General features: G+C 32.5%; 25 protein-coding genes. 21 read left to right on the top strand and 4 right to left on the bottom strand.

Annotated elements, in window-relative coordinates:
- The first annotated feature begins 66 nt into the window (after positions 1–66).
- The 3 genes from HMPREF2663_RS00375 (at position 67) to HMPREF2663_RS00365 (ending at position 2,668) form a co-directional block, all read left to right on the top strand.
- Positions 67–1,443 carry an EVE domain-containing protein gene (locus tag HMPREF2663_RS00375; RefSeq protein WP_002491193.1) on the top strand — a complete coding sequence of 459 codons (1,377 nt, stop codon included), beginning with the start codon at positions 67–69 and terminating at the stop codon, positions 1,441–1,443.
- 180 nt (positions 1,444–1,623) lie between these two features.
- Positions 1,624–2,034 carry a thiol-disulfide oxidoreductase DCC family protein gene (locus HMPREF2663_RS00370; protein WP_002487070.1) on the top strand — a complete coding sequence of 137 codons (411 nt, stop codon included), beginning with the start codon at positions 1,624–1,626 and terminating at the stop codon, positions 2,032–2,034.
- Positions 2,035–2,221: 187 nt separating this feature from the next.
- Positions 2,222–2,668 carry a Dps family protein gene (locus HMPREF2663_RS00365; RefSeq protein WP_001829900.1) on the top strand — a complete coding sequence of 149 codons (447 nt, stop codon included), beginning with the start codon at positions 2,222–2,224 and terminating at the stop codon, positions 2,666–2,668.
- A gap of 123 nt (positions 2,669–2,791) precedes the next feature.
- Here the strand turns inward: HMPREF2663_RS00365 and deoD are convergent, their stop codons facing one another.
- Positions 2,792–3,502, bottom strand: coding sequence for a purine-nucleoside phosphorylase (gene deoD / locus HMPREF2663_RS00360; protein WP_002490705.1), 711 nt, complete (start codon positions 3,500–3,502; stop codon positions 2,792–2,794).
- 206 nt (positions 3,503–3,708) lie between these two features.
- On the opposite strand from deoD, the gene deoC reads away from it, so the two are divergent.
- The 4 genes from deoC to HMPREF2663_RS00340 are packed head-to-tail and all read left to right on the top strand — an operon-like array spanning position 3,709 to position 7,256.
- Positions 3,709–4,371, top strand: coding sequence for a deoxyribose-phosphate aldolase (gene deoC / locus HMPREF2663_RS00355; RefSeq protein WP_002458726.1), 663 nt, complete (start codon positions 3,709–3,711; stop codon positions 4,369–4,371).
- Positions 4,372–4,404: 33 nt separating this feature from the next.
- A complete protein-coding gene (locus HMPREF2663_RS00350) occupies positions 4,405–5,706 on the top strand; it encodes a pyrimidine-nucleoside phosphorylase (RefSeq protein ID WP_070845552.1) in 1,302 nt (433 codons plus the stop codon).
- 12 nt (positions 5,707–5,718) lie between these two features.
- A complete protein-coding gene (gene deoB, locus HMPREF2663_RS00345) occupies positions 5,719–6,909 on the top strand; it encodes a phosphopentomutase (RefSeq protein WP_002458724.1) in 1,191 nt (396 codons plus the stop codon).
- On the top strand, positions 6,906–7,256 hold the full coding sequence (locus HMPREF2663_RS00340; protein ID WP_001829969.1) for a DoxX family protein: 351 nt from the start codon (positions 6,906–6,908) through the stop codon (positions 7,254–7,256). The genes deoB and HMPREF2663_RS00340 overlap by 4 nt, the downstream gene beginning before the upstream one ends.
- Before the next feature lie 161 nt (positions 7,257–7,417).
- Here the strand turns inward: HMPREF2663_RS00340 and HMPREF2663_RS00335 are convergent, their stop codons facing one another.
- Positions 7,418–7,888, bottom strand: coding sequence for an S-ribosylhomocysteine lyase (locus HMPREF2663_RS00335; protein ID WP_001829929.1), 471 nt, complete (start codon positions 7,886–7,888; stop codon positions 7,418–7,420).
- Between the two features lie 226 nt (positions 7,889–8,114).
- On the opposite strand from HMPREF2663_RS00335, the gene HMPREF2663_RS00330 reads away from it, so the two are divergent.
- The 3 genes from HMPREF2663_RS00330 to HMPREF2663_RS00320 all read left to right on the top strand — a co-directional run bounded on the left by HMPREF2663_RS00330 (position 8,115) and on the right by HMPREF2663_RS00320 (position 11,328).
- Positions 8,115–9,299, top strand: a complete 1,185-nt coding sequence (locus HMPREF2663_RS00330; protein ID WP_070845549.1) for a M20 family metallopeptidase — start codon at positions 8,115–8,117, stop codon at positions 9,297–9,299.
- Positions 9,299–10,489, top strand: a complete 1,191-nt coding sequence (locus tag HMPREF2663_RS00325) for an L-aspartate--L-methionine ligase LdmS (protein ID WP_002447807.1) — start codon at positions 9,299–9,301, stop codon at positions 10,487–10,489. Before HMPREF2663_RS00330 ends, HMPREF2663_RS00325 begins: the two co-directional genes overlap by 1 nt.
- Positions 10,490–10,662: 173 nt before the next feature.
- Positions 10,663–11,328, top strand: coding sequence for a DUF2750 domain-containing protein (locus HMPREF2663_RS00320; protein ID WP_002447806.1), 666 nt, complete (start codon positions 10,663–10,665; stop codon positions 11,326–11,328).
- Between the two features lie 221 nt (positions 11,329–11,549).
- On the opposite strand, the gene coaW is transcribed toward HMPREF2663_RS00320, so the two are convergent.
- Entirely contained in the window at positions 11,550–12,347 is a 798-nt protein-coding gene (coaW, locus tag HMPREF2663_RS00315; RefSeq protein WP_002447805.1) for a type II pantothenate kinase, read from the bottom strand.
- Between the two features lie 302 nt (positions 12,348–12,649).
- On the opposite strand from coaW, the gene HMPREF2663_RS00310 reads away from it, so the two are divergent.
- From HMPREF2663_RS00310 to HMPREF2663_RS00300, 3 genes are all read left to right on the top strand, one after another.
- Positions 12,650–13,510, top strand: a complete 861-nt coding sequence (locus HMPREF2663_RS00310) for a GNAT family N-acetyltransferase (RefSeq protein WP_002447804.1) — start codon at positions 12,650–12,652, stop codon at positions 13,508–13,510.
- A 110-nt stretch (positions 13,511–13,620) separates the two neighbouring features.
- Positions 13,621–14,157, top strand: a complete 537-nt coding sequence (gene rpoE, locus HMPREF2663_RS00305) for a DNA-directed RNA polymerase subunit delta (protein ID WP_002447803.1) — start codon at positions 13,621–13,623, stop codon at positions 14,155–14,157.
- Positions 14,158–14,493: 336 nt separating this feature from the next.
- A complete protein-coding gene (locus HMPREF2663_RS00300; RefSeq protein WP_070845548.1) occupies positions 14,494–16,101 on the top strand; it encodes a CTP synthase in 1,608 nt (535 codons plus the stop codon).
- A 225-nt stretch (positions 16,102–16,326) separates the two neighbouring features.
- Here HMPREF2663_RS00300 and HMPREF2663_RS00295 read toward each other — a convergent pair whose 3' ends face one another.
- Positions 16,327–16,848: a DUF2529 domain-containing protein gene (locus tag HMPREF2663_RS00295; protein ID WP_001829945.1), complete on the bottom strand. Its 522-nt coding sequence runs from the start codon at positions 16,846–16,848 to the stop codon at positions 16,327–16,329.
- A gap of 219 nt (positions 16,849–17,067) precedes the next feature.
- Here HMPREF2663_RS00295 and fdaB point away from each other — a divergent pair, with 219 nt between their 5' ends.
- The 8 genes from fdaB to prmC all read left to right on the top strand — a co-directional run bounded on the left by fdaB (position 17,068) and on the right by prmC (position 26,179).
- Entirely contained in the window at positions 17,068–17,928 is an 861-nt protein-coding gene (gene fdaB / locus HMPREF2663_RS00290; RefSeq protein WP_001829938.1) for a class IIb fructose-bisphosphate aldolase FdaB, read from the top strand.
- Between the two features lie 356 nt (positions 17,929–18,284).
- Positions 18,285–19,544, top strand: a complete 1,260-nt coding sequence (locus HMPREF2663_RS00285; RefSeq protein WP_002490695.1) for a UDP-N-acetylglucosamine 1-carboxyvinyltransferase — start codon at positions 18,285–18,287, stop codon at positions 19,542–19,544.
- 427 nt (positions 19,545–19,971) lie between these two features.
- A complete protein-coding gene (locus HMPREF2663_RS00280) occupies positions 19,972–21,399 on the top strand; it encodes an aldehyde dehydrogenase family protein (protein WP_002475465.1) in 1,428 nt (475 codons plus the stop codon).
- 303 nt (positions 21,400–21,702) lie between these two features.
- Positions 21,703–23,019, top strand: coding sequence for a transcription termination factor Rho (gene rho, locus HMPREF2663_RS00275; protein WP_001829985.1), 1,317 nt, complete (start codon positions 21,703–21,705; stop codon positions 23,017–23,019).
- A gap of 116 nt (positions 23,020–23,135) precedes the next feature.
- Positions 23,136–23,393 carry a type B 50S ribosomal protein L31 gene (locus HMPREF2663_RS00270; protein ID WP_001829959.1) on the top strand — a complete coding sequence of 86 codons (258 nt, stop codon included), beginning with the start codon at positions 23,136–23,138 and terminating at the stop codon, positions 23,391–23,393.
- Between the two features lie 287 nt (positions 23,394–23,680).
- On the top strand, positions 23,681–24,280 hold the full coding sequence (locus HMPREF2663_RS00265; protein WP_070845546.1) for a thymidine kinase: 600 nt from the start codon (positions 23,681–23,683) through the stop codon (positions 24,278–24,280).
- Positions 24,280–25,356, top strand: coding sequence for a peptide chain release factor 1 (gene prfA / locus HMPREF2663_RS00260; protein WP_070845544.1), 1,077 nt, complete (start codon positions 24,280–24,282; stop codon positions 25,354–25,356). Before HMPREF2663_RS00265 ends, prfA begins: the two co-directional genes overlap by 1 nt.
- Positions 25,343–26,179 (top strand): peptide chain release factor N(5)-glutamine methyltransferase, encoded by an 837-nt coding sequence (prmC, locus tag HMPREF2663_RS00255; RefSeq protein ID WP_070845542.1) that lies wholly within the window; start codon positions 25,343–25,345, stop codon positions 26,177–26,179. Before prfA ends, prmC begins: the two co-directional genes overlap by 14 nt.
- Positions 26,180–26,203 lie beyond the last annotated feature (24 nt).

Raw genomic sequence — 26,203 nt, 5'->3', positions numbered from 1 at the left:
ATGGTTGTTTAGAGTGAATGATATGAAAATAGAACATAAATTAATTTTAGGATAAGGAGCATTATAATGACTGAGGAAATTAACTATTTTTGGCTTAATTGTGGTTACAATAGATGGAATCATAATGAACCATTAGTGGGACAGACAGCGTTATTTGAATCTGGCGCACATTTTAATCCTACACAAGGATATAGAGCATTTAAAAAAGCTAAAGCTGGAGATCAAGTGATTTTTTATCAAGTACAAACAGATTCTGGTCTTTTAGGTATAGGTGAAATTATAAGTGTGCAATCCGGTGCTCAAAATAAAATAAGAGTAGAATTTAAATTTAAAGAAACGCTAAAACCACTTACAACTGATTATCTTAAAAGAAGTGAAGTACTCGATTTTCGTATGAGTAACATGAGAGAAACACTTTTCAACCAAATCAGAGAGTCAGAATTTGAGTTAATAGTTAGTTTAGGTAAAGGAAAATCAAAAATTCCTCGATATTTTTTATTAGCAGAAACAGAAGCGTTTGAACCTGGTAAAAACTATACTATATTTACTCATACATTTAATGGAATCAAAAGGAATGGTTATCATTTTTACACTCAACTAGAGGTAGGTGATAACATTATTATATATAATAAATATCAAAATCAATCGGTTATCGGTATTGGCGAAGTATCAAAGCATTTACATGAGAAACCACCTATACCAGGTCGAACGAATAGTACAGCTATTGAAATTTTTTATGAGAAAGATATTAAGCCCATTTCATTAGGTCATTTGAATAAACATCCTAAATTGAAGAATTTGTATTTCTTACAAGAAAATGCGAAACAGTCAATAGCAAGTATGTCACAAGCTCAATACGATGCCATTTTGGACATGAGTATGAATAATGGTATTAAACATCCTTTTGAAACAGTAAAAAAAGCAGAACTATCAACTCAAAATGCTGAAGATGATAGTTTAAAACCTTTTGTATTATTAGTTGTTGAGCAAAAAGGAGAAGGCTTAAAGGCTGCTGAAGAATTACTCCAAAAAACTAATGCAAACCCTGTGATTACAAGTGGACATCCAGATTTTACTGAAGATATGCTTTATGGTAAATATTTACCAAATGAGTCAGGAGCGCTATATTATCGTGAAGGATTCATTACACACCTAATGCCTAAGAAAGATAAAAGTTATTTAGTCATTGATAACTTCAATCGCATCGATGTGGATATTTTCCAAACATATATTAATGTACTTGAAGGCTATGAAGTGACATTACCAAGATATAATAAAGATGGAAGCATGATTAAGTGGTCAAAAAATAAGGATTCTTTTTATCATTTTAATCCTAATTGGCATATTATTGGTATTACATATGACTCTATAGAAAAAATTAAGCAAAAATATTCGTCACAGTTTTTAAAATATACGCGTATCGTCAAAGTGAATCATGACTAATCGTGTAATCAGTCGTATGAAGAACACATAACTGATTCATTTTATAAAGTAGATTATAACTATACATTTCCTAGTGATTTAAACCTTATTAAGTTAGAATGATGTTAACTTAATAAGGTTTATTTATTATACCTAAATGGGAATCTAAATAATTAAGCAATGAAAAAGGAGTGTATACACATGCCAATAATTTATTATGATGGAAATTGTGTTTATTGTTATAACTATGCAATTTGGTTAATTCAAAATGGACTTTCACATAAATATGAGTTTGCAACAATTAAAGGTCAAATAGGTAAACAATTTTTTGAAAATTATCCTGATGCTCAAAATAAGAATAGTGTTATTCTTCAAAAAGGGAATCATTTAGAATTTGAATCACAGGCTGTTGCAACATTGATATCTTCACTACCTAATCACTCTAAATTTCTTGGAATAGGATTAAGATTAATTCCTAAACCATTAAGAGATTTAGGATATCGATTATTTGCAAATAATCGAGATAAAATGTGGAAAACACATTGGCACAAGCCAACTGATTATGAAAAATCATTTTTTCTTGATGATAATGAAAGAATCAAACTAACCTAATTGATAAAATATGATTTAATTGATAATAAAAGAAGATGAACAAGCTCAAAATTAAAATCATTTAGACAGATATTTTGAGAAATCAAAGTAATATTTATTTTGTCTCTTAGTGTTATTTTACTTTACAAATTAGAATTATTATAATATAATAACTATTGTAAAAATGAGGTTTGAAGGAGTGTTTGATATGAGTCAACAACAAGATGTAGTCAAAGAATTAAATCAACAAGTCGCAAACTGGACGGTAGCTTATACAAAGTTGCATAATTTCCATTGGTACGTTAAAGGCCCTAATTTCTTTTCTTTACACACAAAATTCGAAGAATTATACAATGAAGCTAGTCAATATGTTGATGATTTAGCAGAAAGAATTTTGGCAATAGGTGGTAATCCAATAGGAACACTTTCCGAGTGTTTAGATAAATCAATAGTAAATGAAGCAGGAAAACATTATTCAGCTGAAGAAATGGTAGAAGAATTGTCTAAAGATTTTTCTAAAATCTCTAAACAATTAGAACAAGCAATTGAAGTGGCTGGAAGCGCTAGTGATGACGTTTCAGAAGATATGTTTATCGGCATGCAAACTTCAGTTGATAAGCATAATTGGATGCTACAATCTTATTTAGGTCATTAATTTTTAGTAACTTACATTTTAATTTTAAATTGACAATCTCAAATATTTTTAGTGTAGCTATTAGAAAAGAGTGGGACGACAAACGCATTGAATGTTTGTCATCCCACTCTATTTTTATATTTTCTATTCAGCTATTTCGAGTGCTATTTCCATCATTTGAGTAAATGATGTTTGTCTCTCTTCTGCACTAGTGGCTTCATCTCTTAGAATATGATCACTCACTGTAAAAATACCTAAAGCCTTTTTATTTGCATGGATGGCATTTAAATATAAACCTGCAGACTCCATTTCGATACCTAAGATACCCATTTTTTTCCATGAATCATTAAAAGTTGAATCAGCATTATAAAATGTATCAGATGACAAAACGTTACCTACGTGTGATACGGCACCAATTTCATCAGCAGCTTTCTTAGCTTTCGCTACTAGATTAAAATCAGCAATAGGTGCAAAGTGACCTGGTATATTAAATTGATCAACATAATTTGAGTTTGTAGAAGCGGCTTGTGCAATAATTACATCATATAAATTGACATCTTCTTGAAGAGCGCCACACGAACCTACGCGAATGATTGTATCCACATCAAAGAAATGGTAAAGTTCATAAGAATAAATGCCAATACTTGGAATCCCCATCCCAGACCCCATTACAGAAACTTCTTTGCCTTTATAAGTTCCAGTGTAACCAAGCATATTACGTACTGTATTGAATTGTTCAACATTTTCTAAAAAATTTTCAGCAATATATTGAGCACGTAATGGATCGCCTGGCATTAATACAGTTTTAGCTATTTTAACTCCATTTGGGTTAATGTGAGGTGTACTTTCTGTCATAATATATCTTCTCCTTAATAGTCAGTTCACAATATCATTATAACCGTTATATTACCATTTTAAGATAACATTTGTTTATCTTTTTTGCGAATTTTTGTACTATATAATTAAAGGTAAATATGTTTTGTTTTTTAAAGATATATTAAAGTTATGTGAAGATTTAATATTCTGAGATAGTAATAAACTAAAAACATGGAGGAAAAATGATGAATAAAGCAAAATTAATAGACCATACATTATTAAAACCTGATTCAACAAAGGAACAAATTGATACTATTATAAATGAAGCAAAAGCATATCAGTTTAAGTCTGTATGTGTGAACCCTACACATGTACAATATGCATCTGAACAACTTAAAGGAACTGATGTTTTAGTGTGTACTGTTATTGGATTTCCACTAGGTGCAACAACTACAGCAGTTAAATCTTATGAAACAAAAGATGCGATTAATAATGGCGCTCAAGAGATTGATATGGTGATAAACATTGGAGCACTTAAGGATGGTCGTTTTGATGAAGTGCAAAATGATATCGAAGCCGTCGTTCAAGCAGCCAATGGTAAAACAGTTAAGGTCATTATTGAGACTGTTTTATTAACTGAGAAAGAAAAGATTAAAGCATGTCAATTATCTGAAGCGGCAGGTGCACATTTTGTTAAAACATCCACAGGTTTTGCTGGTGGGGGTGCTACAGTTGAAGATGTAAAATTAATGAAAGATACTGTTGGTGATCGTTTAGAAGTGAAAGCGTCAGGTGGCGTGAGAAATCTAGAAGATTTTAACAATATGATTGAGGCGGGTGCTACACGCATTGGTGCTAGTGCCGGCGTGCAAATTATTCAAGGACTTGAGTCAAATACTGATTACTAATACTAAATTTATTGTCTAAGGGAATGATGAATAATGAGAATGATTGACATCATAGAAAAGAAACGAGACGGTAAGTCATTAACAAGAGAAGAAATAGAATTTTTTGTAAACGGATACACTCGTGGGGAAGTTCCAGATTATCAAGCTTCAAGTTTAGCTATGGCGATATTCTTTCAAGATATGAATGATGAAGAAAGAGCCGCATTGACAATGTCAATGGTTAACTCAGGAGAGAGAATCGACTTAAGCGATATCAATGGTATAAAGGTAGACAAGCATTCTACAGGGGGCGTCGGTGATACAACGACACTCGTTCTTGCCCCATTAGTAGCGGCAGTAGGTGTTCCAGTTGCAAAGATGAGTGGTCGTGGTCTAGGACATACGGGGGGTACGATAGATAAATTAGAATCAGTTAAGGGATTTAATGTTGAAATCAGTGAAAAAGATTTTATAAAACTTGTAAATGATAATCAAGTAGCAGTAATAGGCCAATCAGGCAATCTCACACCAGCTGATAAAAAATTATATGCATTGAGGGATGTAACAGGAACAGTTAATTCTATTCCCCTCATCGCTTCGTCCATAATGAGTAAGAAAATTGCTGCTGGTGCAGATGCAATTGTTCTAGATGTCAAAACTGGCAGTGGTGCGTTTATGAAGACGCTAGATGATGCCGAAGCGCTTGCGCATGCGATGGTTAGAATCGGTAATAATGTAGGTCGTAATACGATGGCTATTATTTCAGATATGAGTCAACCTTTAGGAAATGCAGTTGGTAATGCGCTCGAATTAAAAGAAGCTATCGCAACATTAAAAGGAAATGGACCGAAAGATCTAACAGAGCTTGTGTTAACACTTGGTTCTCAAATGGTTGTCTTAGCTGAACAAGCAGAATCTTTAGATGAAGCGCGTCAGATGTTAGTCGATGCTATAAAAACAGGAAAAGCTTTAAACAAATTCAAAACATTTCTATCGAATCAAGGAGGAGATGACTCAATTGTGGATTCTCCTGAAAAGTTGCCTAGCGCGAAATATCAAGTTGAATTTAAAGCTAAAAAAGATGGCTTTATAACTGAAATAATAGCTAATGATATAGGCGTTGCTTCAATGATGTTAGGCGCTGGTCGTCAAACAAAAGAAGACGTTATTGATTTAGGTGTAGGTATCGTGTTAAATAAAAAAGTAGGAGAACATGTTGAGAAGGGTGAAAATATTTTAACTATTCATACAAACACCAAAAAGATCGATGATATTTTAAACAAACTAGACAATAGTATTACTATTGAGAGTAAGGGCGAAGCTCCAACCTTAATTCATAAAATAATAACCGAGTAGGAGATGTAAATGATGACTACACCGTTCAAAAGAATTCATCTAATAGTTATGGACTCAGTAGGTATAGGCGAAGGTCCTGATGCAGCGGCATTCAATGACGAAGGATCACACACTTTAAAGCATACTTTAGAAGGATTTAAGCAAAAGTTACCACATCTAGAACAACTTGGATTAGGAAATATTGCACCGCTTCCTGTTGTTTCAAAAGTTACGCATCCGGGTGCATTTTATACCAAACTAAGTGAAGCTTCAGTAGGCAAGGATACAATGACAGGACATTGGGAAATTATGGGGTTAAATATAATGCAACCATTTAAGGTTTATCCAAATGGTTTCCCAGCAGAGCTTGTTAAAGAGATTGAATCAATGACTGGACGCAAGGTTGTAGCAAATAGACCTGCTTCAGGAACTCAGATTATTGACGAGTGGGGCGAACATCAAATGAAAACTGGAGATTTAATAGTTTATACTAGTGCTGATCCAGTTTTACAGATTGCTGCACATGAAGACGTGATTCCACTTGAAGAACTTTACGAGATTTGTGAAAAAGTTCGTGAACTAACAAAAGATCCTAAATATTTAATAGGAAGAATCATTGCTCGACCATATGTTGGAGAACCTGGTAACTTCACTAGAACTTCTAATCGACATGATTACGCGTTAAAACCATTTGGACGAACAGTGATGAATAGCCTTAAAGATAATGGTTATGATGTAATCGCGATTGGTAAAATTAACGATATTTATGATGGTGAAGGCGTGACAGAAGCTATACGTACTAAAAATAATATGGACGGTATGGATCAATTGATTGAAGTTGTAAAAAAAGATTTTGAAGGCATCAGTTTCCTTAATTTAGTTGATTTTGATGCATTGTATGGCCATCGTCGTGATAAAGAAGGCTATGCTCAAGCAATTAAAGATTTTGATCTTCGTTTACCTGAATTAATGAATCATTTAAGAGAAGATGATTTAGTTATTATTACAGCTGATCATGGTAATGATCCAATTGCTAAAGGTACAGATCATACACGTGAATACATTCCACTTTTAATGTTTAGTCCAAAAATTAAAGATTATCATGAACTTTCACAAGACACGACATTTAGCTCTATCGGTGTTACAATAGCAGATAACTTCAACGTAGAATTACCTAAATATGGAAAAAGTTATTTAAAAGAAATGGGGGTTGAGCATCAATGAAGGTTTTAAGATTCTTATTAGGACTAGCATTTGGAACAGCTGGTGTTTTACATTTTACTAGAGAGAGACAATTTAGAAATATTGTTCCAGATTATTTACCTTTACAAAAAACTGCCGTATTGGTAACAGGGGTCATAGAAATCTTTTTTGGTATCATGTTGCTTATTAAAAGGCCAGCATCATGGTTGAAAAAGGGTATTAATTTATTCTTGTTAGCAGTGTTCCCAGCAAATATTTATATGGCTCGTAAAGGATTGCCATTAGGTGACAAAGAACTACCTAAATGGGCACTTTATTCTAGATTACCATTGCAATTTGTGCTTATTAAAGCCATTAAAAAATTATAATTTTTTCAGAAAATAAGACCTTCTAAAATGATAACTAGTTAGCATTTTAGAAGGTCTTTTTTATAAAAAAAGAGAAATGTCGAAGGGAAGATTCATTCGACATTTCTCCATAATGATATTAATTAAGCGTTTTATGCTTAGTTGTATGGTTAAATGGTTAACTATTTACCTTCTCCATAGATGTCGTTCCATTGCTCTCTTTTATCTAAGAATGCTTGAGCAATTGTTTTAGCACCTTCTAAAGAATGACTTGCAGCCCAACCACATTGAACCTCATTACAAGCTGGAACTTCGCTAGCATTTAACACATCATGCAATGTTTGATCTATAATATTTAATACGTCATCGTAGTCGTCATGATTAATAAATGAAACATAGAATCCAGTTTGACAACCCATAGGACTTAAATCTACTACTTTATCAGTATGATTTCTAATGTTTTCTGCCATTAAATGCTCTAAGGAATGTAGACCAGGCATATCCATATGTTCCTTATTAGGCTGTTTGAAACGAATGTCATATTTGTGTATGACATCACCATTAAGACCCTCCATAGTACCGGCTAGACGAATAAAAGGTGCAACAACCTTAGTATGGTCTAAATTAAAGCTTTCTACATTCATTTTAGTCATGCATTTATCCTCCTTATTGCTATATAGCAATTTTTGTTTAATTCAATAAATAGATTGTAACAATACTCATATACATTTACAATTTTTCTAAACTAATAGACTGTTGTCTTTTAAATTGTAAGAAAATTGTGTAAAAATTAATGACAACCAATATTAAATCCGATAAAATAAGTAATAATTAAAAAAGAATGATTGATACGCAAAGTTTCAAAGGGAGTTAGATACAATGCATAATAAACAAAAGATATTAGATTTTATAGAGAATAATAAATATGATTATGTTGAAATAAGTCATCGTATTCATGAACGCCCTGAATTAGGCAATGAGGAAATTTTTGCATCGAGAACGTTAATTGACCAATTAAGAGCAAATCGATTCGAAATCGAAACGGATATTGCAGGACATGCAACAGGATTTATAGCAACGTATGATTCTGATATGACTGGACCGGTTATAGGATTTCTAGCTGAATATGATGCTTTACCTGGTCTTGGTCACGCGTGCGGGCATAATATTATTGGTACTGCTAGCGTATTTGCTGCAGTAGCACTAAAAGAAGTCGTCGATGAAATTGGTGGTAAAGTAGTCGTTTTGGGATGTCCTGCTGAAGAAGGTGGGGAAAATGGCTCCGCAAAAGCTTCTTATGTTAAAGCAGGTGTCATTGATGAAATTGATGTGGCATTGATGATTCATCCTGGAAATGAAACCTATCGTACAATTAATACTTTAGCTGTGGATGTTCTAGATATTAAATTCTATGGACGTAGTGCGCATGCATCTGAAAATGCAGATGAAGCATTAAACGCTTTAGATGCAATGATTTCATATTTTAATGGTATAGCACAGTTAAGGCAACACATTAAAAAAGGACAACGAGTTCACGGGGTTATTTTAGACGGTGGTAAAGCGGCTAATATTATACCTGATTTTACACATGCGAGATTTTATACTCGAGCTACTTCGCGGAGAGAACTTGATGTTTTAACTGAAAAAGTAAACCAAATTGCAAGAGGTGCTGCGATTCAAACTGGGTGTGATTTTGAATTTGGTCCTATCCAGAATGGTGTAAACGAATTTATTAAAGCGCCTAAACTTGATGATTTATTTGAAAAATATGCAACTGAATTAGGAGAAGAAGTGATTGATGATGATTTTGGTTATGGATCTACAGATACAGGTAATGTAAGTCATGTTGTACCAACAATCCATCCACATATTAAAATTGGTTCTCGAAATCTTGTAGGACATACCCACCGCTTTAGAGAAGCGGCTGCAAGTTTACAAGGTGATCAGGCACTAATTCGAGGTGCAAAAATTTTAGCATTAATGGGACTAGAATTAATCGAAAATAAACCGTTGTTAGACGAAATAATTGAAGAGCATACGCATATAAAGGGGCATGTTAAGTAATGAATAATAAAGTAAATGGTCCGTTTCTCACACTTAGTGATTTGTATAATGATGACATTGTTTACACATCTCGACCTTCATATGTGTCGAATCCATGGTTGAAACCAGATGAACATCAATCAAATTTCTTAACTGGAAGAGAATTACTTATAGCTAATCGTTTTCCTGTCATTGTTCATGAGGCAAGTGTTACAAACAAATTAGAACAACTTTTTAATATAGTGGGTAGGGAAATTCCACCACATACTTATAAATTTAATAATCAAGAAACATATGAAAGCTTGATAAGGAATTTAGCTCTTCATCACGGTAAAAAAATCTACTTTCAATATATTCATGATGAAGATATTCTACCTAAAGAATATTATGCACTTGATAAAGATGTTTTTGTTGCTCTTAATAATAAAGCACGAATTCCGGAATGGACTAATAACAAATATCTACCACAAAGAGAAATTGTCTCAATTAAAGATTTTGAATCTCGTATTCAAACATGGTCGTATCCATTTGTCATAAAACCAGGCGATGATTTACCTACAGCAGGAGGATATGGTGTTATGATTTGTTATAATGATACAGATTTAGATAAAGCTATCACACGCATCAACAATGCATCAGCAGAGACTGAACATTTAATCATTGAACAAAAAATTAATGCAGTGAATAACTATTGTGTACAATTTGCTTATTCAGATGATATTGGTATCAAATACTTAGGAACAGCGCAACAGTTAACTAATGACTATGGATTTTACAACGGAAATGAAAATGTTAATGATGTGCCTCAGAATGTAATAGACGCTGGTAGAGAGATTATGGAAATAGGCGTAAGCAAAGGTTTTTTTGGTGTAGCAGGTTTTGACTTACTAGTAGATGATAAAAATGATGTTTATGCGATTGATTTAAATTTTAGGCAAAACGGATCAACGAGTATGCTACTTTTAGCAAAAGATTTAACTCATGGATATCATAAATTTTACAGTTACTTTTCTAATGGAGATAATACAAAATTCTATAATGCTATTTTAAAATACGTAGAATTAGGTGTACTTTATCCACTTTCCTATTACGATGGAGATTGGTATGGAAAGAATCAAGTTAATTCTAGATTTGGCTGCATTTGGCATGGAGAAAATAAAGAATTAATTAATCGATATGAACAACAATTTATATTGGAAGCTGGATTATAAGTGTATGATTCTTTAAGGATATTAAGTAGTGTTTGATAAAGAAGTTAGAATAATCAATCATGTCCCAGTTTACAAATAAGATTTGAATTTTAACATTATTGACTATCAATCGTTAGTATTTTAAGATTTAAAGTAAGAAACACTATGAATAACTTATGAATTGAGGGTTAAGTATGTCATACAAATATGAAGCATTTTTTAAAGATATTTTGATTAATGAATATATTTATTTTGCTTCAAAAAATAAAAAATTAATTAGAATACAACATGAGAATTTGCCATTTATTGCTATGTGGACAGACGAAAATGTTGCTGAGTCTTATTTGTTACATCATTCAATTGAATACGACAAAATCATTAGAGCAGATATTGACCGTTTTGTAACATATGAAATGGATGAAATCTTTGATCCTGGTGACAAAGTTTTAGTTAATGTGAATAATGGTGAAGAAGGAAACATTGTAGATATAGTTAAAATGACTGATGAGTTAATGTCTGAATTAGATGATATAAGAATGAGAGAGTTTGTTAAAGATGTCGCAAAATATGACGAAGTATACGGATTGACAAACAAAGGTGAAAAGAATTTTATTATGATTTCAGATGATGACCATAATAAACCTCACATCATGCCTGTTTGGAGTATTAAGAGTAGAGCGCGTAAAGTACGTGATCAAGATTTTGAAGAATGTGATTTAATTGAAATTGAAGGTAAAGTCTTTAGTGAATGGTTAGACAAGTTACGCGATGATAATAAAGCAGTAGCGATTGATTTGAAATCAGGTGTTGTAGGTACTGTTGTATCAGCGCAAAAATTGTCAAATGAAGCAACATTTTAATTGATTATATTAGAAAAAGTCTGCAACATGTGTTTATAGTATTTACACCCCAAAAGTTAGATTTTAGTTTAACTTTTGGGGTGATTTTTTATAAACGAATATTATAAATTTGATAGTAAAATGATGTTTGAAGCTAACACTGAGAAAATTCAACGTATAAAGTAAGTTAGATGGTAAGGTAAGTAACAATCAATACCAATTTGCTTCCACTCATCTTCCTATTAGAGGTAAAGTGCTCCTATAGCGCCTGAAAAAGCACCATTCTCAATATAGTATGGTTTAAATCCTCTTAGAACAGTGTAATTCTCAACAACTTCACGTAGTAATTGATTGTTATTAAATGATGAACCGATATATACAACGTGCTTAGTCTTATATTCACGTGCTAAAGTAATAGCCATAGTTGTTATAACTTCACCAACGACACCAATTGCAGAGGCAAGTTTGTTAGCTGAAGTAAACTGATTATCTAAGTGATGTAATACATTTCCAAAATTTGCTGCTGTTAAATCTCCAGGAATTGGTGGTTCAGTATCTTTATAAATATGTTTTACTTTTAAATCAATGGCATCACGATCACCATTTTGAGCTAAATTCGTTAATTCTTTATAATCTGTTATATTGGACAATAAATAGCCTAAACCTTGTATCATCCCACCTCCGGTACCTACACCTCCAACACGTTGTTGCTCTTTTCCGTCAAAATAGTGGAAAGAAGTACCTGTTCCTACATTAGCAAAAATGTAATGTTCAATTTGATGACCTTGTTCATCCAATAAAATTTCTAAACCTTTTGATGATGCATCGAACTCTACAAATATTTCAGGTGATTGATGAATTTGATCTGCTATTACTCCAGCATTTCCACCTGTAAGCTTTAATGTTTCAATTTCTTCATTGTTAAGCCAATCTATGACTTTTTGGATGTTAGTTGTTAATTCAGTTCTGTAATATCTGCGATTGTCATGCTCTTGTACAATTTTAATTAAAGTGCCTCCAGCATCAATTCCAATCTTCATATGTCTATCACTCCATAACAATTATTGTCACTCATTATAGTATAGTAAATTAACTGAAAAACAAGTGAATATTTATAGAAAGCTCTTATTAAGATACACTTATTTTAATAATACAGTTAATAATAAATATAAGGTAGTGATTATAGTGATGACATACATATTGATAAAATGAGGTTGTAATGAGTTGAATTAGGGTAAAATGATGTTGAGCAAGAGAAAATGTTATGCATAACGAGTCCGATAGTCATAATTATTTAATTCATATATAATATAAATGGTAATTAATAGATAGGGGTAAAGCAATGTTTATAAAAAGGGATTTTGATGATATTACAGTTCAAGTATATGAAGAAAAATATAGAAATGCACTTAACCAATTTGAATTAAGTGAAAGACAACAAATATATTCTTCATTACCTCAAACTGTTTTAGATGATGCATTAAAAGATGAAAATCGAATTGCCAATGTAGCTTTAAATAAAGAAGGAAAAGTAGTGGGGTTCTTCGTATTGCACCGTTATTATCAACATGAAGGTTATGATACACCAAACAATGTTGTTTATGTACGTTCATTGTCAGTTAATGAAAAGTTTCAAGGCCATGGATATGGGACAAAAATGATGATGTTTTTACCAGAGTATGTTCAAGCATTATTTCCTGATTTTACACATTTATACTTAGTAGTAGACGCTGAAAATCAAAGCGCTTGGAACGTTTATGAACGTGCAGGTTTTATGCATACAGCTACAAAAGAAGAAGGACCTATCGGGAAAGAAAGACTCTATTATTTAGATTTAGATTCAAAACATGTGTCTTCTTTAAGGTTAAAAGAGGGGGAGTCAGCATATAGTGATGATATTCATGTGATTAATTTGCTTAAAGATGATGTAAAGGTAGGCTTTATTGCACTAGAACAAAATGATAATAAAATGAATATTTCTGCAATCGAGGTTAATAAGCAAAATAGAAATGAAGGAATTGCAGAAAGTGCTTTACGTCAATTAGCAACGTATATACGTAAACATTTTGAAAACATTGAAGTTTTATCAATTACTTTATATGGCGAACGTAATGAGTTAAAACCATTGTGCTTGAATAGTAATTTTGTAGCAATAGAGGAAACTGAGGATTATACACGTTTTGAAAAATATATTAATTATTAACAGTGATTGCTAAATCACAACTTGTCATTTATAATTTATTTTTGTTACTATTAATAAATGATTATTTGACGTTAATTTAAAGAAAATCCTTTGAAAGGAAGTATTTTTATATGAAAATTCAAGATTACACAAAAGAAATGGTTGATGAGAAATCATTCATCGACATGGCCTATACTTTATTAAATGATAAACAAACAACGATGAATTTATATGATATTATTGATGAATTTAAATCTTTAGGTGGATATGAGTATGAAGATATTGAAAATCGAATCGTCCAATTCTATACCGATTTAAACACAGATGGTCGTTTTTTAAATGTAGGAGAAAATCTTTGGGGTCTACGTGACTGGTACTCTGTAGATGATATTGAGGAAAAAATCGCACCAACAATTCAAAAATTCGATATTCTAGATGACGAAGATGAAGAAGATCAAAACCTTAAATTATTAGGTGATGACGACGCTGATGAAGATGACGATATTCCTGCTCAAACAGATGATCAAGAAACATTAGACGAGTCAGATAATGATGAAGATGATGTTGAAATGAATGATACAGATATCGTTATTGATGAAGACGAAGACGAAGATATTGCTGAAGGTGAAGAAGAAGCCTTTGAAGACGCCGAAGACTTTAATGATTAATCAAGTAACTATATTTTAATTTAAAAATATGTCTCGCTTTATAACAGAAACATTAAGGTGGGACTTTTATTTTTATTTAAAAGGTGGTAGTATTTTATTTGGGCTCCTTTAATTAGGACACGTGTATTAAATAGATACGCTCCCCTTACAATTGCTGTGAGAGGGAGCGATTTTTTTATTTTTAATATTCATAATGAAATGTAAAAGTGAATCAAATTGTTGAGTAATATACCAAATTTATTTCATTATTATTGTTAAATACATAGTTTACTCACAGTTTTTAATAGATTTTATCAATCATTAAATAGTTTACTAAATTATACAGGAGGTCAGACAATGACAAAGTTTATTTTTGTAACAGGCGGGGTTGTGTCATCATTAGGAAAAGGGATAACAGCCGCTTCTCTAGGAAGATTACTTAAAGATAGAGGACTTAAAGTTACAATACAAAAATTCGATCCATATTTAAATGTAGACCCAGGTACAATGAGTCCTTATCAACATGGGGAAGTGTTCGTTACAGATGATGGTGCTGAGACTGATTTAGACTTAGGACATTATGAACGTTTTATAGATATTAATTTAAATAAATATTCAAATGTTACTGCCGGAAAAGTATATTCACATGTGTTGAAAAAAGAGCGTCGTGGTGATTACTTGGGTGGTACTGTACAAGTTATTCCTCATATTACAAACGAAATTAAAGAAAGATTGCTATTAGCTGGTGAGAGTACTAATGCGGATGTTGTAATTACTGAAATTGGTGGAACAACAGGTGATATAGAGTCTTTACCTTTCTTGGAAGCCATTCGTCAAATTAGAAGCGACTTAGGTCGTGAAAATGTAATGTATGTACATTGTACTTTGCTTCCATATATTAAAGCTGCTGGGGAAATGAAAACAAAACCTACACAGCATAGTGTTAAAGAATTACGAGGCCTAGGTATCCAACCTGATTTAATAGTCGTACGAACAGAATACGAAATGACACAAGATTTGAAAGACAAAATCGCGCTATTCTGTGATATCAAAAAGGAAAGTGTTATAGAATGTAGAGATGCAGATTCTCTTTATGAAATTCCGTTACAACTTAGTAAGCAAAATATGGATGACATTGTTATTCAACGTTTACAATTAAATGCCAAGTATGAAACGCAACTGGATGAGTGGAAACATCTATTAGATACCGTTAATCATTTAGATGGTAAAATTACAATTGGTTTAGTTGGTAAATATGTGAGCTTACAAGATGCTTATCTATCAGTTGTTGAATCACTTAAGCATGCTGGTTATCCATTTAAAAAAGATGTTGTGGTAAAATGGATTGATTCAAGTGAAGTTAATGATCATAATGTTGAGGCTTATTTATCCGACGTTGATGGTATTTTAGTTCCTGGTGGATTTGGATTCAGAGCAAGTGAAGGTAAAATTGCAGCTATTCGTTATGCCCGTGAGAATAACATACCGTTCTTTGGCATTTGTTTAGGTATGCAATTGGCAACTGTTGAATTTGCGCGTCATGTTTTAGGCTATGAAGGTGCGCATTCAGCAGAATTAGATCCAAGTACACCTTATCCAATTATAGATTTATTACCAGAACAAAAGGATATTGAAGATTTAGGTGGAACCCTAAGACTTGGTCTTTATCCTTGCCACATTAAAGAAGGTACATTGGCAGAGAAAATTTATAATGAAAATGATATTGAAGAACGTCATCGTCATAGATATGAATTCAATAACGAATTTAGGGAACAATTAGAAAGTAACGGTATGGTCTTTTCAGGGACAAGTCCAGATGGTCGTTTAGTAGAAATTATAGAAATACCTAAAAATGATTTCTTTATTGCATGTCAATTCCATCCTGAATTCTTATCAAGACCTAATCGTCCACAGCCTATATTTAAATCATTTGTAGAATCGGCGTTAAATTACCAACAAAAATAATTGTTTTGATGCACAAACAATATAAAGCTAAATAAAAATGGTCATTTCCTTAAAAGCAAAAGGAAATGACCATTTTTTAATTGTCCATTAAACTTTATCAGTGTACTTTATTTATCATTATACATTAAATGTTTTGGTTATAATTATTATACGTTCTTGCTTCATCAGTTAATTACACAGATGAAATTATTTTATAGAAAATAATTGAACGACTACACACATATTCTACAAATCCAGATCTCTAGTCATTTCAATCATTTGAGTATAAATATCATAATAAATATAATTTAAGGCCATCGGATGTGGTTGAATGATTTTATCATAATCTTCTGTGTAAACAATGGGCCTAGGTGTTGATAAATTAACATAATGAATTAAATGATTTGGAAAATCATCTCGTTTAGGGTTATTACAAATAAGCACTAAATCGACATCTAAATCAATAAGTTGGAGTACATCACTTTCAACTTCCGAAGTGTAGTATGGTGAAAATAACAGTACCCTATCTGTAGTATCTATATCGTTAAAATTTTGTAAATCTTCAAGTGGTAAACTAGACGCTAATTTTTCATGGCTTTGTAATATGAATGATTCATAGAATTTTAAATCATCGTACCCTTTGATATAGACATGTCCTTCTCCACCAATTGCTTGAATGAGGCATTGAGCTGCCATTTGAATATCTAACTCTTGTTTTTCAAGCCGATTAAAAATACCAGTTAATTGTGTGTTTAAGATTTTTGACATTGTAAACCTCCAATCTCTTTACTGAAATATTGTAAATAATCCTAGGTAGATATGCAATATGTGAACATTTTTCGAAATGTATTCGCTTCCAAAAACGTAAAAACAATTAAATTCGAAAAATATCAATATTAAATAAAATATTCGAATGCAATCAGTATATATTTTTGATATAATGACGTTGAAAAAAACGTGCACTGATGCACTCAAGGAGGAACTTTCATGCCTTTAGTTTCAATGAAAGAAATGTTAATCGATGCGAAAGAAAACGGTTATGCGGTTGGTCAATACAATCTTAATAACCTCGAATTTACACAAGCTATTTTAGAAGCGTCTCAAGAAGAGAATGCGCCAGTTATTCTAGGTGTTTCTGAAGGGGCAGCTCGTTATATGAGTGGCTTTTATACAGTTGTGAAAATGGTAGAAGGTTTAATGCATGACTTAAATATCACAATCCCAGTAGCAATTCATTTAGACCACGGTTCAAGCTTTGAAAAATGTAAAGAAGCAATTGATGCTGGATTCACATCTGTAATGATTGATGCATCTCATAGTCCTTTTGAAGAAAATGTTGAAATCACTTCTAAAGTAGTTGAGTATGCTCACGATAGAGGCGTTTCTGTAGAAGCTGAATTAGGTACAGTTGGTGGACAAGAAGACGACGTAGTTGCTGATGGCGTTATCTATGCAGACCCTAAAGAATGTCAAGAACTAGTAGAAAAAACTGGAATTGATACTTTAGCACCAGCATTAGGTTCTGTACATGGACCATATAAAGGCGAACCTAAATTAGGATTTAAAGAGATGGAAGAAATTGGTGCTTCAACTGGATTACCTTTAGTACTACACGGTGGTACAGGTATTCCGACTAAAGATATTCAAAAAGCTATTCCTTATGGTACTGCTAAAATTAACGTGAATACTGAAAATCAAATTGCGTCTGCTAAAGCAGTTCGTGAAGTATTAAACAACGACAAAGATGTGTATGATCCACGTAAATATTTAGGACCAGCACGTGAAGCTATTAAAGAGACAGTTAAAGGTAAAATTAGAGAATTCGGTACTTCCAATCGCGCTAAATAATTTAAATATCTTTGTTATTGGTCATTGAACATAAGTTCAGTGACCTCTTTTTATGCTATAATAATGACAGAAATTTACATTTTATGGTTACAATATTCAATATTGGGAAGATTTCATATAATAAAATAGCTTACAAACGAATAATTAACAAAATAAATGATTAACTGAAAAGATAAGTGGTATTAGTTCATTGACGTATTCTTAGTCGTAATTAGCAATCTTTATAAAAAGCAAAATGATGCTATAAATAAATTGTATTTATTGTAAAAATAAGTATTTTACAAATAAAGTAAAATTATCTTATAATGCTAATAATGTGATATTTTAAAAAGAAGGAAACAAAGGAGAAAAGTGATATGGCTCAAGAGGTAATAAAAATTAGAGGTGGACAAACACTAAAAGGAGAAGTAGAAATTAGTGGAGCAAAAAATAGTGCAGTTGCTATTATCCCCGCAACTTTATTAGCTCAAGGACAAGTAAAGTTGGATGGCCTTCCTCAAATCTCTGATGTCGAAACTCTAGTAAGTTTGTTAGAAGATTTAAATATTAAAGCAAGATTAAATGGTAAACAATTAGAAGTGGATACTACACAAATAGAGAATGCACCTCTACCTAATAATAAAGTTGAGTCTTTACGTGCTTCTTATTATATGATGGGTGCAATGCTTGGTCGTTTTAAAAAATGTGTAATTGGATTGCCGGGTGGATGTCCACTCGGACCAAGACCTATTGACCAACATATTAAGGGGTTCAAAGCATTAGGTGCAGAAATTGACGAATCTAGCAATACATCCATGAAATTAGTAGCAAAAGAACTTAGAGGCGCTCATATATTTTTAGATATGGTAAGTGTTGGAGCGACGATTAATATTATGCTTGCGGCAGTTCATGCTAAAGGTCAAACTGTTATTGATAATGCAGCCAAAGAACCTGAAGTTGTAGATGTTGCGAACTTTTTAATGAGTATGGGTGCTGATATTAGAGGAGCTGGTACAACATCAATAAAAATTAATGGTGTTGAGGAACTAAAAGGTTCTGAGTATCAAATTATTCCAGATAGAATTGAAGCTGGTTCTTATATGTGTATGGCCGCAGCAATGGGTGAAGAGGTCATTTTACATAATATAGTCCCTAAACATGTTGAAGCTTTAACTGTTAAGTTAAAAGAGTTAGGTGTAGATATTGAAATAGAAGATGAAAAAATAATCATTCGTAAACAAGCACCGTATAAAAATGTAGATATAAAAACGCTTGTTTATCCAGGTTTTGCAACTGATTTACAACAACCTATTACACCATTATTATTCATGACAGAAGGACCTTCATTTGTGACTGATACTATTTATCCAGCGCGTTTTAAACATGTAGAAGAATTACAGCGTATGGGTGCTAATATTAAATCGGATGAGGGAACAGCTGTAATTAAACCTTCGACACTTAATGGCGCTGAAGTATATGCAAGTGATTTACGCGCAGGCGCTTGCTTAATTACTGCAGGTTTAATAGCTGAAGGTGTGACAACAATATTTAATGTAAAACATATTTATAGAGGATATACTAACATCGTTGAACATCTTAAAGCACTTGGTGCTGATATTTGGACGGAAACGGTTTAATTCTTAACACAATTTTTAAATTAACAACATTTATATTTGAGTGATATGAAATAGTGAGTGTATCAGAATTCAAGTTAAATACGTTGTTTCTCTGCAACAAATCCCAAACTTATAATGTTTGTAAAATGATCTGATGAATTAATCTAATTTAGGATGTTTAAATAGAGTACAATAAAGATTGATTTAAGCGCAATTTAAATTTAGTGATTGACTTACTTATAAGTTAAGAAAGTCTGGGACATTATTGTCTCAGGCTCTTTTTGATTCGAAATCAAATTTGAGAAATGTAATTTCATATTTCAATTATAGTAAGCGCATTTTAGTAACTAGTATTTATTTAAATCAACCTGTGAGCAAGTTATGTTTATTATCTGTAAAAATAGGATAGTATATGTATATAAGTTTTCTAAGGAGTGAATATAATAAGATGAGAAATTTCACTAAACAATATATAAACGGTGAATGGGTTGATAGTGCAAGCGGCGAAACTATTGATGTTATTAATCCTGCAACTGAAGAAGTAATGGGTAAAATTGCTAACGGTAACGAAGAAGATGTTAATAAAGCTGTAGATGCTGCAGATAAAGTATATTTAGAATTTAGACATAGTTCTGTTGATGAAAGAAGAGAACTTTTAGATAAGATTGTAAAAGAATATCAAAATAGAAAAAATGATTTAATTGAAGCAATTACCGATGAACTAGGAGCGCCTTTATCAGTTTCCGAGAACGTTCATTATCAAATGGGATTGAATCACTTTACAGCTGCAAGAGATGCTTTAGATAGCTTCCAATTTGAAGAACAACGTGGCGATGATTTGGTTGTTAAAGAAGCCATTGGAGTTGCTGGACTTGTTACACCTTGGAATTTCCCTACAAACCAAACTTCACTTAAATTAGCTGCTGCGTTTGCTGCTGGAAGTCCTGTTGTTTTAAAACCATCTGAAGAAACACCATTTGCTGCAATTATTTTAGCAGAAATTTTTGATAAAGCAGGCGTACCTAAAGGTGTGTTTAACTTAGTTAATGGTGATGGATCTGGAGTAGGAAATCCTTTAAGTGAACATCCTAAAGTAAGAATGATGTCATTTACAGGTTCTGGTCCTACAGGTTCAAAAATTATGGAAAAAGCTGCAAAAGACTTCAAAAAAGTGTCTCTTGAATTGGGTGGGAAATCACCTTATATCGTATTAGATGACGTTGATGTTGAAGAAGCTGCTAATGCAACAACGAAAAAAGTTGTTAACAATACAGGGCAAGTTTGTACTGCAGGAACACGTGTACTTATTCCTGAAAGTATTAAAGAAGACTACTTAACAGCAGTTAAAGAAGCATTTAGTAAAGTTAAAGTAGGTCAACCAAGAGAAGAAGGAACTCAAGTAGGTCCTATTATTAGTAAAAAACAATTCGATCAAGTTCAGGATTACATTGATAAAGGTATCAATGAAGGAGCAGAGTTATTCTACGGCGGTCCTGGTAAACCAGAAGGATTAGATAAAGGTTATTTTGCGCGTCCAACTATATTTATTAATGTAGATAATCACATGACGATTGCACAAGAAGAAATTTTCGGACCTGTTATGTCTGTAATCACTTATAATAATCTTGACGAAGCTATTGAAATTGCTAATGATACGAAATATGGTCTTGCTGGCTATGTTATTGGTAAAGATAAAGATACATTGAGACATGTCGCTCGTTCAATCGAAGCTGGTACAATTGAAATTAATGAAGCTGGTAGAAAACCAGACTTACCATTCGGTGGTTATAAAGAATCTGGCTTAGGTCGTGAATGGGGCGATTATGGTATCGAAGAATTCTTAGAAGTAAAATCAATAGCTGGATATTTTAAATAATTAGTAAATTAAATTAAAAGTTGCAATTAAACAAAACACGGAACTAATTTTGTTCTGTGTTTTGTTTTTTATGTTAAAATTCCTAAAATCATTTTGTAATTAAAATGAAAATTTGCTATAGTTAGTCTAGTAATTAGAAGGTTGAGAAATATATAAACGTATAAATATAGCTATAATGTGACTTTTTATTATTGACAGTCACATAAGTATCAAGATAAACATCTATTATTTGGTTAAGCTAACTATACGTTTATTATTTTTGAACTTCGTAAAATAAATAATTAATGAAATGGGTGCAAGTCTATGCCTGGTAGAGAACGAACATCTCCGCAGTATGAATCTTTCCACGAATTATATAAAAACAATACTACTAAAGAGCTCACTCAAAAAGCCAAATCTTTAAAATTAACTAATTACAGTAAATTAAATAAAAAAGAATTGGTACTTGCCATTATGGAAGCACAAATGGAAAAAGATGGTAATTACTATATGGAAGGAATATTAGATGATATTCAACAAGATGGATATGGTTTCTTAAGAACCGTTAACTATTCTAAAGGTGAGAAGGATATTTATATTTCTGCAAGCCAAATTCGACGTTTTGAAATAAAACGTGGTGATAAAGTAACGGGTAAAGTTCGTAAACCAAAAGATAATGAAAAATATTATGGTCTACTTCAAGTTGATTTTGTGAACGATCATAATGCAGAAGAAGTCAAAAAACGTCCTCACTTCCAAGCTTTAACACCTCTTTATCCTGAAGAAAGAATCCTATTAGAAACGCAATCTACAAATTATTCCACTCGTATAATGGATTTAGTCACACCAATAGGTCTTGGTCAACGTGGTCTTATAGTTGCACCACCTAAAGCTGGTAAGACAAGTTTATTAAAAGAAATCGCTAATGCAATAGCGAGTAATAAACCTGAAGCGAATTTATTTATCTTACTAGTAGGTGAGCGTCCAGAAGAAGTGACGGATATTGAAAGATCGGTTGAATCTGCAGAAGTCGTTCATTCGACTTTCGATGAACCACCAGAACATCATGTTAAAGTTGCTGAATTATTATTAGAGCGTGCAAAGCGATTAGTTGAAATTGGAGAAGATGTAATTATACTTATGGACTCCATAACACGTTTGGCTCGAGCATATAATTTAGTCATACCACCTAGTGGACGTACATTGTCAGGTGGGCTTGATCCCGCTTCATTACACAAACCTAAAGCGTTTTTTGGTGCAGCACGTAACATTGAAGCTGGGGGAAGTTTGACAATTTTAGCTACTGCTTTAGTTGAGACAGGATCACGTATGGATGATATGATTTATGAAGAGTTCAAGGGTACAGGTAATATGGAATTACATCTTGATCGCAAGTTATCAGAACGTAGAATATTCCCAGCGATAGACATAGGTCGTAGTTCAACACGAAAAGAAGAGCTATTAATCACTAAAGCGGAATTAGATTCATTATGGCAATTACGAAATTTATTTACCGATTCAACAGACTTTACAGAACGTTTTATTAGAAAACTTAAGCGTTCGAAAAATAATGAAGAATTCTTTAAGCAATTGCAAAAAGCAGCTGAAGAGAGTACTAAAACAGGAAGACCAATTATTTAAACTCGTAGATTAAGGGTTGCGTTTTCCATATATTACTATTATAATTACATAGTATTGGGTAAAAAACTCACAAATAACTCTGTTCCAGATGGTTCAGGGCAAAGGAGCTGAAAAAAATGAAACAAGGAATTCATCCTGAATACCACAAAGTTATCTTTTTAGATACAACAACAAACTTTAAATTTTTAAGTGGTTCTACAAAAACATCTTCAGAAACTATGGAATGGGAAGATGGAAATGAATACCCAGTTATTCGTTTAGATGTATCATCAGATTCTCATCCATTCTATACTGGACGTCAAAAATTCGCAGCAGCGGATGGTCGTGTGGAACGTTTCAACAAAAAGTTTGGACTCAAATCAAACAACAACTAATTTTGGATTTCAACTGTCTACTTTCCCGTTTGGGTATTGTAGACAGTTTTTTATTATAGAGTTTCGTTGAATCATCAACTCTATATCAAAGCTCTTTATATCTATAAAATCTATCGATAAGTATAAACATTTATAGAGATGTGTAAAATCTTTTATAGATTATTCGTTCAAATATTAAACTTCATAATACACCTGTAAATTATGATTCTTACTTTGAAAATACATTTATATACATAAAAAATATGATATAATTAAGCGATTATGTTTTGAAAAAGGTGGAACTATCAATGTATGAAACGTACCATTCAGGTTGGATTGAAACCATAACAGGAAGTATGTTTAGTGGGAAATCTGAAGAACTTATACGTCGCTTAAGACGTGGAATCTACGCTAAACAAAAGGTGATTGTTTTCAAACCAGCAATTGATGATCGTTACCATAAAGAAAAGGTCGTCTCACATAATGGTAATGAGATAGAAGCGATTAATATATCTACAGCTCAAGAAATTTTAAATCATAAGCTAGAAGAAGTAAACGTCATCGGAATTGATGAAGTGCAATTTTTTGAAGATGATATTGTCAACATAGTTGAAAAATTAGCCGAAAACGGGCATCGTGTTATTGTAGCAGGTTTAGATATGGACTTTAGAGGAGAACCGTTTAAACCTATGCCCAAGTTGCTCGCAGTTAGTGAACATATTACAAAGTTGCAAGCAGTATGTTCTGTATGTGGTTCACCCTCGAGTCGTACACAGCGGTTAATAAATGGTGAACCGGCAAAAGAAGATGATCCCATCATATTGGTTGGTGCAAATGAAAGTTACGAGCCACGTTGTAGAGCACATCATATAGTTGCGCCTAGTGAAAATGAGAAGGAGGAAATGTAGTGTTTGATCAATTAGATATAGTAGAAGAACGATATGAACAATTAAATGAATTACTGAGTGATCCTGATGTAGTGAATGACGCTGATAAATTAAGAAAATATTCAAAAGAACAAGCTGACTTACAAAAGACTGTTGATGTGTATAGAAGTTATAAGACCAAAAAAGAAGAATTACAAGATATTGAGGATATGTTAAGTGAAACATCTGATAAAGAAGAAGTTGAAATGCTAAAAGAAGAAAGTAGCGCTTTAAAATCAGAATTACCTGATATGGAAGAAGAATTAAAAATCTTACTTATACCTAAAGATCCTAATGATGATAAAGATGTTATTGTCGAAATTCGTGCAGCTGCAGGGGGAGATGAAGCTGCAATATTTGCTGGGGACTTAATGAGAATGTATTCAAAATACGCCGAGGCAAACGGATTTAAAACAGAAATAGTAGAAGCTTCAGAAAGTGATCATGGTGGATATAAAGAAGTGAGTTTCTCAGTATCTGGTACAGGTGCTTACAGTAAATTAAAATTTGAAAATGGTGCACATAGAGTCCAACGTGTGCCTGAAACAGAATCAGGAGGGCGAATTCACACTTCCACTGCAACTGTTGCTGTATTACCTGAAGCTGAAGATGTCGAAATTGAGATACGTAATGAAGATTTAAAAATTGATACTTATCGTTCTAGTGGTGCTGGTGGTCAGCACGTTAATACGACTGACTCTGCAGTACGTATTACACACTTACCGACGGGTGTTATAGCAACTTCTTCTGAAAAGTCTCAAATTCAAAACCGAGAAAAAGCAATGAAAGTTTTAAAAGCGCGATTGTATGATATGAAATTGCAAGAAGAACAACAAAAATATGCTTCTCAAAGAAAATCAGCTGTTGGTACAGGCGATCGCTCTGAAAGAATAAGAACTTATAATTATCCTCAAAGTCGTGTGACAGATCATCGGATTGGTTTAACGCTTCAAAAGTTAAATCAAATTATGGAAGGACATTTAGACGAGATTGTGGAGGCACTTACACTTTCAGAACAAACTGAGAAATTGAAAGAATTAAACAATGGTGAATTATAAAGAAAAGTTTGCAGAAGCTAAGACAATTGCTATAAATGAAGGGTTTGAATCAACTCGTGCCGAATGGTTGTTTTTAGATGTTTTTGGTTGGTCAAAAACAGATTATTTAATTCATAAAGATGAACAAATGTCTTTGACATCGATTAACAAATTGGATAAAGCGTTGGATAGGATGGTCACTGGAGAACCTATCCAATACATTGTTGGATTTCAGTCATTTTATGGTTATCAATTTAAAGTGAATCAACACTGTCTTATACCAAGGCCTGAAACTGAGGAAGTTATGCTGCATTTTTTAGAATTGTGTAAAAAGACTGATACCATAGCAGATATTGGAACTGGAAGTGGTGCTATAGCAATTACGCTTAAGTTACTGCAACCTGAATTAAATGTTATTGCAACAGATTTGTATGAAGATGCTTTAAGTGTAGCTAAGCAAAATGCAAGTCACTATCACCAAAATATTCAGTTTTTGCGTGGAAATGCTTTAAAACCGCTAATTGAAAAAGATATAAAATTGGATGGGTTAATATCTAATCCACCATACATAGGTCATAGCGAAATAATAGATATGGAGTCAACAGTACTAAATTATGAGCCGCATCATGCTCTATTCGCTGAGAAAAACGGATTTGCTATTTATGAGTCAATATTAGAAGATTTACCATTTGTAATGAAACAAGGTGGACATGTTGTTTTTGAAATTGGTTATCAACAAGGAGATATCTTAAAAAGAATGGTTCAAGATTTATATCCTGAAAAAGAAGTAGAGATTTTCAAAGATATCAATGGAAATCAGCGAATTATATCTATTATTTGGTAGTTAAACAATTTATACGATATTGTT

Origin of the sequence: Staphylococcus sp. HMSC077D08 (assembly GCF_001837945.1) — a bacterium.
Taxonomy (GTDB): Bacteria; Bacillota; Bacilli; order Staphylococcales; family Staphylococcaceae; genus Staphylococcus; species Staphylococcus epidermidis.
The sequence above is the reverse complement of the archived record's forward strand: the minus strand, read 5'-3'. Positions and strand labels throughout refer to the sequence as shown.

What these genes read in the sequence shown, in the direction of transcription:
- HMPREF2663_RS00370 (WP_002487070.1), top strand. Translation starts at nt 1,624, where the DNA reads ATGCCAATAATTTATTATGATGGAAATTGTGTTTATTGTTATAACTAT.
- deoB (WP_002458724.1), top strand. Translation starts at nt 5,719, where the DNA reads ATGACTACACCGTTCAAAAGAATTCATCTAATAGTTATGGACTCAGTA.
- HMPREF2663_RS00350 (WP_070845552.1), top strand. Translation starts at nt 4,405, where the DNA reads ATGAGAATGATTGACATCATAGAAAAGAAACGAGACGGTAAGTCATTA.
- HMPREF2663_RS00285 (WP_002490695.1), top strand. Translation starts at nt 18,285, where the DNA reads ATGGCTCAAGAGGTAATAAAAATTAGAGGTGGACAAACACTAAAAGGA.
- HMPREF2663_RS00320 (WP_002447806.1), top strand. Translation starts at nt 10,663, where the DNA reads ATGTCATACAAATATGAAGCATTTTTTAAAGATATTTTGATTAATGAA.
- rpoE (WP_002447803.1), top strand. Translation starts at nt 13,621, where the DNA reads ATGAAAATTCAAGATTACACAAAAGAAATGGTTGATGAGAAATCATTC.
- HMPREF2663_RS00310 (WP_002447804.1), top strand. Translation starts at nt 12,650, where the DNA reads ATGTTTATAAAAAGGGATTTTGATGATATTACAGTTCAAGTATATGAA.
- HMPREF2663_RS00375 (WP_002491193.1), top strand. Translation starts at nt 67, where the DNA reads ATGACTGAGGAAATTAACTATTTTTGGCTTAATTGTGGTTACAATAGA.
- HMPREF2663_RS00330 (WP_070845549.1), top strand. Translation starts at nt 8,115, where the DNA reads ATGCATAATAAACAAAAGATATTAGATTTTATAGAGAATAATAAATAT.
- fdaB (WP_001829938.1), top strand. Translation starts at nt 17,068, where the DNA reads ATGCCTTTAGTTTCAATGAAAGAAATGTTAATCGATGCGAAAGAAAAC.
- rho (WP_001829985.1), top strand. Translation starts at nt 21,703, where the DNA reads ATGCCTGGTAGAGAACGAACATCTCCGCAGTATGAATCTTTCCACGAA.
- HMPREF2663_RS00325 (WP_002447807.1), top strand. Translation starts at nt 9,299, where the DNA reads ATGAATAATAAAGTAAATGGTCCGTTTCTCACACTTAGTGATTTGTAT.
- HMPREF2663_RS00340 (WP_001829969.1), top strand. Translation starts at nt 6,906, where the DNA reads ATGAAGGTTTTAAGATTCTTATTAGGACTAGCATTTGGAACAGCTGGT.
- prmC (WP_070845542.1), top strand. Translation starts at nt 25,343, where the DNA reads ATGGTGAATTATAAAGAAAAGTTTGCAGAAGCTAAGACAATTGCTATA.
- deoC (WP_002458726.1), top strand. Translation starts at nt 3,709, where the DNA reads ATGAATAAAGCAAAATTAATAGACCATACATTATTAAAACCTGATTCA.
- HMPREF2663_RS00300 (WP_070845548.1), top strand. Translation starts at nt 14,494, where the DNA reads ATGACAAAGTTTATTTTTGTAACAGGCGGGGTTGTGTCATCATTAGGA.
- deoD (WP_002490705.1), bottom strand. Translation starts at nt 3,502, where the DNA reads ATGACAGAAAGTACACCTCACATTAACCCAAATGGAGTTAAAATAGCT.
- HMPREF2663_RS00270 (WP_001829959.1), top strand. Translation starts at nt 23,136, where the DNA reads ATGAAACAAGGAATTCATCCTGAATACCACAAAGTTATCTTTTTAGAT.
- coaW (WP_002447805.1), bottom strand. Translation starts at nt 12,347, where the DNA reads ATGAAGATTGGAATTGATGCTGGAGGCACTTTAATTAAAATTGTACAA.
- HMPREF2663_RS00295 (WP_001829945.1), bottom strand. Translation starts at nt 16,848, where the DNA reads ATGTCAAAAATCTTAAACACACAATTAACTGGTATTTTTAATCGGCTT.
- HMPREF2663_RS00280 (WP_002475465.1), top strand. Translation starts at nt 19,972, where the DNA reads ATGAGAAATTTCACTAAACAATATATAAACGGTGAATGGGTTGATAGT.
- HMPREF2663_RS00335 (WP_001829929.1), bottom strand. Translation starts at nt 7,888, where the DNA reads ATGACTAAAATGAATGTAGAAAGCTTTAATTTAGACCATACTAAGGTT.
- HMPREF2663_RS00265 (WP_070845546.1), top strand. Translation starts at nt 23,681, where the DNA reads ATGTATGAAACGTACCATTCAGGTTGGATTGAAACCATAACAGGAAGT.
- HMPREF2663_RS00365 (WP_001829900.1), top strand. Translation starts at nt 2,222, where the DNA reads ATGAGTCAACAACAAGATGTAGTCAAAGAATTAAATCAACAAGTCGCA.